Genomic DNA, 12,060 nt, shown 5'->3' on the forward strand with positions numbered 1-12,060 from the left:
TTAGTCACCACCTATCCTTTTATCATTCTCAGTATCAATCAATTGGATCGCATAGGTGATCAATTCGACTAAGCGTTCCTCATTTCCTGCAAGATAGTGCCAACCCATTAAAGACTCGAATCCCGTCGCCTGCCGATAGTCGCCGATACTTGCGTTTTTAGCCTTGGTATTAGCCTTGTGATTGCGTCCACGCTTAAAATACTGGATCTCCTCTTGACTTAAAAAATCTTCTTGATTCAACCAATGGCGCATCACCTTTGCCTGACCACTAGCCTCCACGTATTTGATCGCAGATTTATGGAGCAAATTAGGATCCGTTAACCCCTTTTCTAAGACATGCGCTCGCACATAAACCTCATAGATTGCATCACCGATATAGGCTAAAGCTGCTCCATTTAAAAGGTGGGCGTTAACCATTCTCCTTCACCCGCTTCCATGTTGTTCCTTGAGGTGTGTCGTCTAAGAGGATGCCCTGAGCCTTTAATTGATCGCGAATTTGGTCCGCTCTTTGAAAATCCTTCTCTTGTCTTGCTTTTTCACGTTGATCGATTAATGATTGGATATCTGCTTCTAAATCCTGAGACTCCTCTTCAAAGATCAGACCAAATATTTCTAATAGTTCTCTGAGCAATCGATCCATTGCTGTTAATACTTTCCCACTAACAACATCCTTATTCAGATATTGATTAATCGTCTTGATGAGATCAAATATTTCTGTTAGACCATTGGCAGCATTAAAGTCATCATCCATTGCTGCTTGAAAAGCCTGTTGATGGTTCTCTAATTGTCTGACATATTCTTGATCATCAGCCAAGGCTAGCTGTCCATCGGCTAGTCGATGATGCAAGCGACGTAATACCTCAGTAATTCTTGCGATATTCGTTCGCGCTTCTTGTAGAGCAGATTGATCATATTTGAGCGGTCTTCGGTAGTGGACACTAGCCAGTAGATAACGCACAACCAGAGGATCCTCTTCTTTAAGTAAATCTCTCAACAAGACAAAGTTACCCAATGACTTACTCATTTTTTCTTCATCTTGGCCAAAGGTTACAAAGCCATTGTGCATCCAATAATTGGCAAAAGTTTGGTCCGTTTTTGCTTCCGACTGAGCAATTTCATTTTCATGATGGGGAAATTCCAAATCTTGACCTCCCCCATGGATGTCAATGGTATCGCCCAAGTGTTTAGTCGCCATCACTGAACATTCGATATGCCAGCCTGGGCGACCTTGTCCCCAAGGAGAAGCCCAACTTACTTCTCCTTCTGTCTTACTAGACTTCCACAAGGCAAAGTCTAACGGATCTTCCTTCCGTTCCATCTCGTCATCTTGCAGACGCTGACTGGCACCAATTTGAAGGTCATCTAAAGATTGGTGTGATAAGCAACCGTATTTGGCAAAACTCTTAGTTCGATAGTAGACATCTCCTTGGGATTCATAAGCATGCCCCTTAGCTATCAATTCAGAAATAAATTGAATAATTTCAGGAATGTGGTCCTTTACCCGTGGATGTAAGCTAGCTGGCTTAATGTGAATAGCCTGAGTGTCTTCCTTGAAGGCTTGAATATATTTATCACTTACTGCTTCTGCTGTTAAATTCTCTTCATGAGCGGCCTTAATAATCTTATCGTCGACATCGGTAAAATTTGATACATAATTAACCGTATAGCCACGATACTCTAAGTAACGTCGAACCGTATCAAAAGCCACACTACTGCGTGCATTTCCAATGTGGATATAGTTGTAGACGGTCGGTCCACAGACATAGAAATTAACGGTCCCCTCATGTAGAGGTTTAAAAACTTCTTTTTGGCGTGAAAGTGTATTGTAAATTTGAATGGACATATTCCAGCCTCCTTGTCTTAGTGCTTTAAATTCTATCATAAAGCTAGATTTTTCGCTTCTTTTAGTTGCTAAAAAACGCCAACTCAGAAGAGTCAGCGTTTGAAATGAACTTTACATTTGCTTTTTAACTTGCTGGATGTGGTCTAGCGCTTTATCTTTGCCCAGTAAAGCAATAACATTCGCTAGTTCTGGTCCATGCATTTGACCACTAACAGCGATCCGAATTGGCATAAATAATTTACGGCCCTTGACACCTGTTTCTTTTTGAATTTCTTTTGTTAAAGGTTTAATATTTTCAACCTGGAAATCCTCAGCTGGCAAGGCTTGTAGTTTGTTTTCGATAGCATCAATAACCAGAGGTGCCGTTTCATTTGAAATTTCCTCTTTCGCTTCTTGGCTGATTTCTAAATGATCATTGAAGAATAGGCGAGATAGGTCGACAATTTCGGCACCATAAGACATTTCATCATGGTACAGACTCACTAGTTCACGAACCCAGGCCTGTTGTTCCTCATTCAGATCTTCAGGAACCAAGCCTGCTTTTTGTAGATGAGGTAGAGCTAATTCAACTACACGGTCCAGGTCACATGCCTTCATGTAGGTGTTGTTGATCCACTCTAACTTCTTAACATCAAAAGAAGCTGGGGAAGTCGATAGACGATCCACATCAAAAATATCTATAAATTCCTCACGTGAGAAAATTTCTTCTTCCCCTTTAGGTGACCAACCAAGTAAGGCAATAAAGTTAAACATAGCCTCAGGCAAGTAACCTAACTCTCGGTATTGCTCGATAAATTGGAGGACTCCTCCATCGCGCTTACTTAATTTGCGATTGGTTTCAGCGTTAACAATCAAGGTCATATGACCAAAGCGAGGAGCTTGCCACCCGAAAGCGTCATAAATCATTAATTGTTTAGGTGTGTTTGCGATATGATCATCTCCACGAAGAACATGCGTAATTTCCATTAAATGATCATCAACCACCACTGCAAAGTTATAAGTCGGCATACCGTCTTTCTTTTGAATCACCCAGTCGCCGGAGATGGATTTGGACTCAAAGGAAATAGGCCCTTTCACTAGGTCGTCGAATTGATAGACTTCATTTTCAGGAACCCGGAAGCGAATAGCCGGTACTCTACCCTCAGCTTCAAAGGCTGCTTCTTGTTCGGGCGTAAGATGAGCATGCTGTCCAGCATAATGAGGCATTTCACCACGTGCTTTTTGTGCTTCTCTTTCAGCTTCCAATTCTTCCTCTGTCATATAACACTTATAAGCTTTGTCTTCAGCAAGCAATTGTTCAATCAGCGGACGATAAATATCCAAACGCTCTGATTGACGATAAGGACCGTATTCACCAGGATTAACCGCTGATTCATCCCAATCCATTCCCAACCATTTTAAGTTTTCTAATTGACTTTGCTCACCGTGGGCAATGTTACGCTTAGTGTCGGTGTCCTCTGTTCTAATAATAAATTCCCCTTGGTTATGGCGGGCAAATAAATAATTAAACAAGGCAGTTCGAGCATTACCAATATGTAATTCTCCTGTGGGACTTGGTGCGTAACGTACGCGAATTTTCTGTGTCATATCCATATCCTTCCTTTCATATCCTTACCATTATAGTCTTTGTTGACTAAGTTGACAATAACTAGTCACCAATCTTAGCAAAGATCATTCGACCCGCCGCTGTCTGGAGAGCGCTGGTAACTGTGACATTGATTGTTTCATTCATATGCAATAAGCCGTCCTCAACGACAATCATCGTTCCATCTTCTAGATAGGCAACTCCTTGCTTGCGTTCGGTCCCTTTTTTAATAATTTGAACTTGTAACCTTTCACCCGGAATAAAGACAGGCTTAACCGCATTGGCTAATTCATTGATATTATATACCGGTATGTGTTGGAATTCTGCTACCTTGTTCAAGTTAAAATCATTGGTTACAATACCTGCATTGATTAATTTAGCAAGCTTCATGAGTTTACTATCAACTTCTGGTATATCTTCAAAATCACCTTCATAAAACTCTATTGAAATGTTCTCTTCCTTTTGAAGATCATTTAGAATATCAAGCCCACGACGTCCCTTAGCCCGCTTCAGCGAATCTTGAGAATCTGCGATTAATTGTAGCTCATGAAGAACAAAGTTGGGAATCAATAAGGTACCTTCAAGAAATCCTGTCTTAACAATTTCTGCAATCCGACCATCGATGATAACACTGGTATCTAATAACTTATAATTGGAGTTAACTTGAGTTGCCATTTTGTTATTGCTTTGAGTAGATTCTTGACTGTCCACCTCTAGAGTAGAGGCAGGCCTTAAACGAGCAAAAAAATCTTGAATTTCGTTTTTTCGCGAAGTAGCTGTCTGATAGCCCACTAAGGCAAGGACAATCGATGTGACCAATGGGAGCGTCGAAGAAATAAAGGGGATATCTAAGCCCATAAAAGGAAGGGCAATTAAATAACCGATTAATAGACCCAAAAGAGTCCCAGCAGTACCAATGATTAAATTGGAAGATGTTTGCCGGTTCATCCAATCGGTCAAGTTACGTATCATCTTCTCAATCAAAGGTGCCAGTAAGGTCCCTAATAATATAAAAATAATAGCAAAAATAAAAGCATTAAGCGCTGGATGAATCAATATTCGATTGTGAATATTGGCCATACGCCATAGGGCAGGACCAATGGTTAAACCAAAACTGAGACCGACAATACCTGATAATAAATAAATTACTTTCTTAAACATCCATTCACCTCCTATCCTTTAGGAAATATTTTATTGATAGCCTCTTGAATAGTCTTAACCGGAATTAATTCCGTTCCATCTAGTTCAAGTTCCAACTCATCATAGTTATTTTTCGGAATAAAAATTCGATTGAATCCAAGTTTATGTGCCTCTTTGACTCGTTCTGTCACTTGCGAGACGCGTCTAATCTCACCTGTTAGCCCAATTTCGCCGATAAAGCAATCCGAGATTTCCGTCGGCCGATTCCAATAGCTGGAAGCGATACTGACTGCAATAGCCAAATCAATCGCAGGCTCATCTAATCGAACGCCCCCTGTAGTCTTAAAAAAAGCGTCCTGATTTTGAACCAATAGACCACAGTGCTTCTCCATGACTGCTAGAAGAAGTGAAATGCGCTGGTAATCAATTCCACTACTCGTTCGCTTGGCATTTCCAAAGACGGTAGGAGTCATTAGGGATTGCACCTCAGCCAGGATCGTTCGCGTTCCTTCTAGCGAGGCCACAACAGATGAACCGGTAGCCCCAGGTATTCGCTCTTCTAGAAATAATTGCGAAGGATTAGCGACTTCGCGCAAACCTTGATCGATCATTTCAAAGACACCTAATTCATGGGTTGAACCAAAACGATTCTTAACTGCTCGGAGCATCCGGAAACGATTATGCCTTTCACCTTCAAAATAAAGAACCGTATCCACCATATGTTCAAGCATTCTTGGTCCAGCTATATTTCCTTCTTTGGTCACATGACCCACAATAAAAATAGCAATTTGATTATCCTTTGCGATACGCATCAAGCTACCCGTTGCTTCCCTAACTTGAGAGACACTTCCTGCAAGCCCCGTATTTTCTGGCGACTGCATCGTTTGGATGGAGTCAATTACGACGACTGTCGGTTCTAACCGCTGAATCTCACTGGCAATTTTTTGTAAATCAGTCTCTGCCATCACATAGAAATGTTGATTATTTACTTTCAAGCGTTCAGCTCTCAGTTTAATTTGCGAGAGACTTTCCTCGCCGGAAACATAAAGGACTCTTTGTTGATTATTCGCTAATTGGATGGAGACTTGAAGCAAGATTGTAGACTTACCGATTCCTGGATCCCCCCCAATCAAAACAAGAGAACCCGGTACGACACCTCCACCCAAAACACGGTCAAATTCTTGGAAATCCGTACTCATACGACTTTCTTGGCTGATGGTGACTTGATCTAAGGTGACTGCCCCCATATCTTCCTGTCTATTAGACGTTTTGACTGAGACTGCCGGCTGGTTTTTCGATTCTTTTTGGACTAGTTGCTCCTCCATCTGATTCCAACCCCCACAATTAGGGCATCGTCCCAACCATTTGGGTGATTCATAGCCGCATGCCATGCATTCATACATGACTCTAGCCTTTGCCATCTAACAATCAACCTCCTGATCTGAAGAGCCAAAGCCACCGGTTCTCTCCTGTAAGCCCCCCTGATCGTCATCCACCTTTAAGAATTTAGTGAAGATGCCTTGGGCAATTCGGTCTCCTTTTTGAATCGTGTAATCACTGAGACCATAGTTAATGAGTTGAACATAGATATGTCCTTCATTTCCTTCATTATTATAATAATCTTGATCAATAACTCCAAAGCCATTGGGTAGCATTAAGGATCGTTTTAATGGGTTGCTAGACCGATTGACAATTTGTAAGTATTCATCTTCTTCCATATAAGCCTTCAGACCCGTTGCTACTAGCGTAGGTTTAAGGAGTTGAGCTGGATCCTCCAGTTTTTCTTCTTGATCTGAGTGATGGATCCACTGCTTCAACTCAAGAGCAATCAAGCGAAAGATCTGGCGCCAGTAGCTGGGCAGGGTCACCGTTTCTGCGGCTTCAATATCATAACCAGCAGCGTGAAGAGTTGAACGCTTAGGTAAGTTAATCTCACGGTCCGAGTAAGTGGAAAGGACTTCAAATCCTCGAGTTCTTCTAGACATAGTTATCCCCCTTTTTGTGTTTAATTTAATTCTATCAAAATTAGATAGAAGAATCGTCGAAAAAAACATTTCTGCGACAATTCTTCTTGATTTATTCTTATTAAATTATTTAAGGTACTGCTCATCAACCCAAACTGATACAGATCCTCCCAAGCATTTGAAATCCCCGTCTCCTTGATCATTAATGACAACTTTATCTTCCACGTTACCCATATAGTCAACATAAGTTCGACCTGCTTGCGAAGCGCCTACATTCATAACTTTGTGAGAAGAGTCAGCAATGGACATAATAACAGCCAATCCGTCAGGATAATCTTCATCCCCGCGACGTGTAAAACCAATGCAATCTTTATCATCAAAATAACGAACCTCATCCCCATAGGCATGATTCATTCTTAAATACATCAGTTTAGCTAAATCTTCAGGAATACCTTGGTAATCACTATCTCCTGTTCCATAATAATCTCCATAAAAAATGGTAGGAAATCCATCTTTCATCAAGAGAATTAGGGCGTAAGCACTGGGTTTAAACCACGTCTCGACAGGTGATTGGAGCGATTGACCTACTTGCGTGTCATGATTTTCAACAAAAGTAACAGCATTCCAAGGCTGTTCATTCATTAAAGTCTTCTCGAGTACGCTGCCTAGGTCATATTGACCTGCATCCACACTTGCTTGGTGCAAATTCATATGTAATTTCACGTCAACTAAACTAAATTCATAATCAACCGCTTCTAAGTAATCAAGCTTGGTCTCGTAATCCTCATTCCAATATTCACCAAATATAAAGAAGTCCTCTCCTTGGCGATCAATTACATACTTCATAAATTTATTCATGAAGTCTCGGTCAATATGCTTGATCGCATCCAAGCGAAATCCTTCAACTTCTGTGGTTTCCATAAACCACTCTTCCCATTTCAAGGTCTCTTCAATGACATCAGGATGACTGTAGTTAATATCACAGAACATCAAGTAATCATAGTTTCCGTTTTCATCATCAACGGACTCATTATCAGCCCAGCCTGGATTGTCATCCATAATCATATAGATACCCGTTTCATCGTTGCGAGCGTCATAATCTAAACCAGAAAAATGACACCAGTGCCAATGAAAGTTGCTATATTGATCTTCTCGACCCGGAAAATCAAAATGCGTCCAACCGTCAATTTCATAAGGTTCAGAAATAGGCGTTTGTCGATCATTTTCGTCCATCTTCATCACATGGAAGCTTTCTTTATGATCTCCTTGAGCTTTATGGTTAAGCACAATATCAGCAATGGGCGCAATTTGATGTGCTTTTAATGCGCTGATCGCTTTTAGATAATCTTCTTTAGTCCCATATTTGGTTCTAATGGCTCCTTTTTGGTCAAATTCTCCTAAGTCATAGAGATCATAGACACCGTAGCCTACATCATTAGTTCCTGTTCCCTTAAAAGCCGGAGGCATCCAAACATGGGTAATCCCTAAATTTGCCAAGTGCTCTGCGTCATCGGCTAGCTTTTGCCAATGAGTGCCATCGTCTGGTAAGTACCATTCAAAATATTGCATCAAAGTTGTATTTTTCTTCGCCATTTTCTTCTCCTTCAACTTTTTCAACGTTTTTTTATCTGTCCATTACATTTTAAGCATTAAATGCTTTTTTTTCAATTATTCCGATAAGCTACTGCCATATTTACTTGCATCCCTTATTTCATCTCGATATAATTCAGGAGATTTCTATTTATCAACTACGGGTTTGGCCAGATGTAATTAGTCGACTAGCAGGAGGAAAGACGATGAATTCAAACTATAAATTTCATCTTATTATTGGGGGGTTAACGGGGGTGACTTTGCTGGTATCTAGTCTCTGCCTTAAGCAACTAATTGATTCTCCGGAAGAAAACAAGCAAGTATCTCAGGTGGCTAGTCTGGTTGGCTCAGACGCCTCTTCTCAAAATCCAGTGGATGATCAACAGGCCGATGAATCCAGTCTCTCAAAAGAACCTCAGCAATTTATTATTGAATTACTGCAGCAAACGGACCCTGAAAATCAAGAATCTCTAACCCAAGCTAAAGATAAACTCCATGAGCAATTTGATTCCAATCTTCTCACCTTCAAACCGGAAATTATACGCTCGATCCGACAATTACGATTAAACCCAGAAGATTTAGGCTACTTATTTTTGCCAGATTACCCCAGTCAAGAGTCAAACTTGCAACATCTCCAACAAATTAATATCCCACTGATTCTTCAAAAAGATATTCGCTGGCGCAAGCTTCCCTATGGTACCGATGGCAGTCAGACTCTAGGGGAAAATGGTTGTGCGATCGTCTCCTTGGCTATGATGGAAAGTTATTATCAAAATAAACCGATTGATCCCAAAGATATTCTCGATTGGAGTCATAATGACTTTTATGTTCATAATGAAGGAACTTCCTGGCAAATATTTAGTGCTTTTGCTCAAGATTTTGACTATGAATTTTATAATTATGGTGGCGACTTTTATCAGGCTCTTCAAGATTTAAACGATGATAAAATCATTCTAGCATCAGTTAAACCCGGTTATTTAACTGACATTGGTCACATCGTTCTTATCCGAGGTTACCATGACGGAAAAGTCTATATCAATGATCCTAATGATGATCCTAGCAAGATGTTTAGCGTACAAGGCATTGATGAATCAATATTGCTTGAGGATGGTTTAAACTACTGGAGCTTCAAGAAAAATATACGGCGTACCCGACATTCATAAGGAGGAAAAGGATGAAATTATTAAACAAAATAGATTCCGCAAGTCGAGCTGCTCTGACAGGTATCTTTGTTTATTTATTCCTATCGGTTATTAAATTATTAGCTTCTGTTCACTTTAATTCTTCATCCCTATTAGCAGATGGGATGAACAATTTAACCGATATCATTTCATCTTTGGCAGTTTTCATTGGGCTTTACATTGCTCAACATCCTGCCGATGACAATCATACTTTTGGTCATAGTAAATATGAGACAATTAGTAGCTTTATTGTTTCCCTTATTATGTTCTCGTTAGGGCTAAATATTATAACCAACAACCTTCAACTACTCGTCCATCAAGATCATAGTCATTCGTCGATACAGGCCGTCTGGGTCGCCATAGCTAGTGCCCTTGTCTTATCCCTTGCCTATCTATACATTCGAAAATTGAGCATTGAAACCGATAGCTTAGGTTTAAAAGCAACAGCAAAAGACATGCGTAATGATATCCTAGTTACTTTGTCGACTGTTATTGGTATTATTGGTTCATCTATCGGTTGGACTTGGGTAGATTTAGCTATTTCCATTTTAGTTGGTGGTATCATTATGTATTCAGCTATTGAAATTTTTATGGAATCAACCTATATTCTGACCGACGCCTTTGATCAAGAGGCCCTGCAAGACTACAAGGAAGCTGTTCTCCTTCATAAGAGAGTTAAAGATGTAGCCAATATCAGAGGTCGAACTAGTGGCAGTTTGATTTATGTTGATATAACTATATTGATTGACGAGAAACTGACGGTGCATGAATCCCATCTTATTACGGAAGATGTTGAATACATTTTAAGAGAGTCCTTTGGTGTTTATGACATTGACGTACATGTCGAACCTTACCGAATGAATAATTCTTAAGTCTAACAAAAGCAAGATGTCCCCGATTGGCTCAAATCCAATCGGGGACATTCGCGTTTATTATATTATTGGTTCTGGCATGTAGGATAAGCTTGAAAACTTGTTGTATTCTTTTTTAAAGAGCAGTTTAACTGTATCTCGAGCACCACTCCGGTTTTTGGCTAGGATAACTTCTACCGTATTATCAGGTAAGTCATCCATGTGTCCTTCGCTTTCATCTCCTTCTTGCTGATGGTAATCTTCACGATATAAGAAGGCAACAATATCAGCATCTTGCTCAATCGAGCCAGACTCCCGAATATCACTAAGGATCGGACGTTTATTTTGTCGGTGCTCCAATCCTCTAGATAGTTGTGATAAGGCAATAACAGGAACAGCTAGTTCTTTAGCTAATTTCTTTAATTGTCTAGATATAGCAGAGACTTCTTGTTGTCTGTTTTCTTGGCCACTTCCTTCGATTAATTGCAAATAATCAATCACTATGAGACCTAAATCAGGATTTTCTTGCTTTAAACGTCGACATTTTGCAGATATTTCTGCCACCTTGATCCCAGCAGTATCATCAATAAAAATAGGAGCGTCCTTCAACACATCGGTCGCTACCATCAAACTTTCCCACTCATCCTCAGTTAGCTGACCAGTTCTTAAATTTGAAGCATGAATATTACCTTCGGCACAGATCATCCGATTCACTAGGTCTACTGCGCCCATTTCCAAAGAGAAGACAACCACTGGGATTTTGGACTTTGTAGCTACATTTTGAGCAATATTTAACGCAAAAGCTGTCTTTCCTACAGCGGGACGGGCAGCTAATATAATTAATTGATCGGGTTGAAAGCCACTAGTTAATCGATCTAATTCAATATAGCCAGTCGGTAAGCCCACGACTTCTTGCTTGTTTTCAGACAGCTCAATGATCCGATTAAAGGCTTCACCAATCAGTTCTCGCATTAATCTAGGTCGATTATCTTGGTGACCCTCCCCGATTGATAGGATCAGTTTCTCACTTTCTGCTAAAATAACATCAATTTCATCGCCTTCATCATAGGCTGCCTGGCTTATTTTTTCACTAGCATTAATTAAGCGCCTTAGCAATGACTTATTTTTGATAATCTCAGCATATTGCTCAGCATTAGCTGTGGTAGGAGTATAAGAGGCTAGGTCTAGTAAATAGTCAGCTCCACCCACTAATTCCAATTGGTCGTAAGACTGCAACTGATTAGTTAGTGTAACCAGATCAATTGTTCCCTTAGATTCAAAAAGAGTCAACATTTGATCATAAATAATTTGGTGAGCTCGTTTATAAAAATCCTCAACTTCAATTAATCCTTGAACATTGGTCAAAACCATGGGATCAATCAATAAAGCACCCAATACGGATTTTTCAGCTTGTTCACTGTGGGGAACTACCCGTTCTAAATTTTGTTCCATCTTTTCCCCTCTTCCATTCACTTAATCTCTTGTATTCTACTAGACTCCCTGTCTTTGAGCAAGCAGACCTGTTTCACGTGAAACAAAAAAAGCTGGGTAATGATGTGACCCCCAAAAGTTGGAGTTTATAATTGAATACTTAGGCAACGTATTGAGTGTCCTGTTTTCGGTAATCAACTGGAGATAGGCCACTCAATTTTTGTTTAACTCGCTTGTGATTATAGTAGTGAATATAATTATTGATTCTTTTCTCGAGTTCGTCAAATGAGACTCTTTCTTCTCCATAGTACATTTCTTGCTTAAGTAGACCGAAGAAATTTTCCATGGCTGCGTTATCTAAGCAATTTCCCTTGCGGGACATACTCTGATATATCTTATTATCCTTTAATTTATCAGTCCATTGCCAATTTTGATAATGAAACCCCTGATCACTATGAATAGTTGTTCGGTAAAG

11 protein-coding genes are annotated in these 12,060 nt (G+C 40.1%); 2 read left to right on the forward strand and 9 right to left on the reverse strand.

Going from position 1 to position 12,060, the window contains the following annotated elements; genetic code table 11:
• From T408_RS0107635 to T408_RS0107665, 7 genes are all read right to left on the reverse strand, one after another.
• A complete protein-coding gene (locus T408_RS0107635) occupies nucleotides 1–417 on the reverse strand; it encodes a Mini-ribonuclease 3 (protein WP_028119404.1) in 417 nt (138 codons plus the stop codon).
• Nucleotides 410–1,843 carry a cysteine--tRNA ligase gene (gene cysS, locus T408_RS0107640; protein ID WP_028119405.1) on the reverse strand — a complete coding sequence of 478 codons (1,434 nt, stop codon included), beginning with the start codon at nucleotides 1,841–1,843 and terminating at the stop codon, nucleotides 410–412. The genes T408_RS0107635 and cysS overlap by 8 nt, the downstream gene beginning before the upstream one ends.
• 111 nt (nucleotides 1,844–1,954) lie before the next feature.
• Nucleotides 1,955–3,430: a glutamate--tRNA ligase gene (gene gltX / locus T408_RS0107645; RefSeq protein ID WP_028119406.1), complete on the reverse strand. Its 1,476-nt coding sequence runs from the start codon at nucleotides 3,428–3,430 to the stop codon at nucleotides 1,955–1,957.
• 61 nt (nucleotides 3,431–3,491) lie between these two features.
• A complete protein-coding gene (locus T408_RS0107650) occupies nucleotides 3,492–4,589 on the reverse strand; it encodes a PIN/TRAM domain-containing protein (RefSeq protein ID WP_028119407.1) in 1,098 nt (365 codons plus the stop codon).
• Between the two features lie 11 nt (nucleotides 4,590–4,600).
• A complete protein-coding gene (radA, locus tag T408_RS0107655) occupies nucleotides 4,601–5,989 on the reverse strand; it encodes a DNA repair protein RadA (protein WP_028119408.1) in 1,389 nt (462 codons plus the stop codon).
• Entirely contained in the window at nucleotides 5,990–6,553 is a 564-nt protein-coding gene (locus tag T408_RS0107660; protein ID WP_028119409.1) for a dCTP deaminase/dUTPase family protein, read from the reverse strand. It abuts the gene before it with no gap.
• 105 nt (nucleotides 6,554–6,658) lie between these two features.
• The gene (locus T408_RS0107665; RefSeq protein ID WP_035420396.1) at nucleotides 6,659–8,125 is read right to left on the reverse strand and encodes an alpha-amylase; all 1,467 of its coding nucleotides are present in this window, start codon (nucleotides 8,123–8,125) and stop codon (nucleotides 6,659–6,661) included.
• A gap of 203 nt (nucleotides 8,126–8,328) precedes the next feature.
• Here T408_RS0107665 and T408_RS11810 point away from each other — a divergent pair, with 203 nt between their 5' ends.
• Nucleotides 8,329–9,285 carry a C39 family peptidase gene (locus T408_RS11810; protein WP_051444844.1) on the forward strand — a complete coding sequence of 319 codons (957 nt, stop codon included), beginning with the start codon at nucleotides 8,329–8,331 and terminating at the stop codon, nucleotides 9,283–9,285.
• A gap of 11 nt (nucleotides 9,286–9,296) precedes the next feature.
• Entirely contained in the window at nucleotides 9,297–10,175 is an 879-nt protein-coding gene (locus T408_RS0107675; RefSeq protein ID WP_028119411.1) for a cation diffusion facilitator family transporter, read from the forward strand.
• Between the two features lie 60 nt (nucleotides 10,176–10,235).
• Here the strand turns inward: T408_RS0107675 and dnaB are convergent, their stop codons facing one another.
• The gene (dnaB, locus tag T408_RS0107680; RefSeq protein ID WP_028119412.1) at nucleotides 10,236–11,606 is read right to left on the reverse strand and encodes a replicative DNA helicase; all 1,371 of its coding nucleotides are present in this window, start codon (nucleotides 11,604–11,606) and stop codon (nucleotides 10,236–10,238) included.
• 139 nt (nucleotides 11,607–11,745) lie between these two features.
• Nucleotides 11,746–12,060, reverse strand: a 315-nt coding sequence (locus tag T408_RS0107685) for an IS3 family transposase (RefSeq protein ID WP_028118986.1), incomplete at its 5' end; no start/stop codon positions are given.

The organism is Hutsoniella sourekii ATCC 700629, assembly GCF_000518205.1.
GTDB classification, from domain to species: domain Bacteria; phylum Bacillota; class Bacilli; order Lactobacillales; family Aerococcaceae; genus Hutsoniella; species Hutsoniella sourekii.

Bases quoted from the DNA above. Each gene is read 5' to 3' on its own strand.
- T408_RS0107635 (WP_028119404.1), bottom strand. From the start codon at position 417: ATGGTTAACGCCCACCTTTTAAATGGAGCAGCTTTAGCCTATATCGGT.
- cysS (WP_028119405.1), bottom strand. From the start codon at position 1,843: ATGTCCATTCAAATTTACAATACACTTTCACGCCAAAAAGAAGTTTTT.
- gltX (WP_028119406.1), bottom strand. From the start codon at position 3,430: ATGACACAGAAAATTCGCGTACGTTACGCACCAAGTCCCACAGGAGAA.
- T408_RS0107650 (WP_028119407.1), bottom strand. From the start codon at position 4,589: ATGTTTAAGAAAGTAATTTATTTATTATCAGGTATTGTCGGTCTCAGT.
- radA (WP_028119408.1), bottom strand. From the start codon at position 5,989: ATGGCAAAGGCTAGAGTCATGTATGAATGCATGGCATGCGGCTATGAA.
- T408_RS0107660 (WP_028119409.1), bottom strand. From the start codon at position 6,553: ATGTCTAGAAGAACTCGAGGATTTGAAGTCCTTTCCACTTACTCGGAC.
- T408_RS0107665 (WP_035420396.1), bottom strand. From the start codon at position 8,125: ATGGCGAAGAAAAATACAACTTTGATGCAATATTTTGAATGGTACTTA.
- T408_RS11810 (WP_051444844.1), top strand. From the start codon at position 8,329: ATGAATTCAAACTATAAATTTCATCTTATTATTGGGGGGTTAACGGGG.
- T408_RS0107675 (WP_028119411.1), top strand. From the start codon at position 9,297: ATGAAATTATTAAACAAAATAGATTCCGCAAGTCGAGCTGCTCTGACA.
- dnaB (WP_028119412.1), bottom strand. From the start codon at position 11,606: ATGGAACAAAATTTAGAACGGGTAGTTCCCCACAGTGAACAAGCTGAA.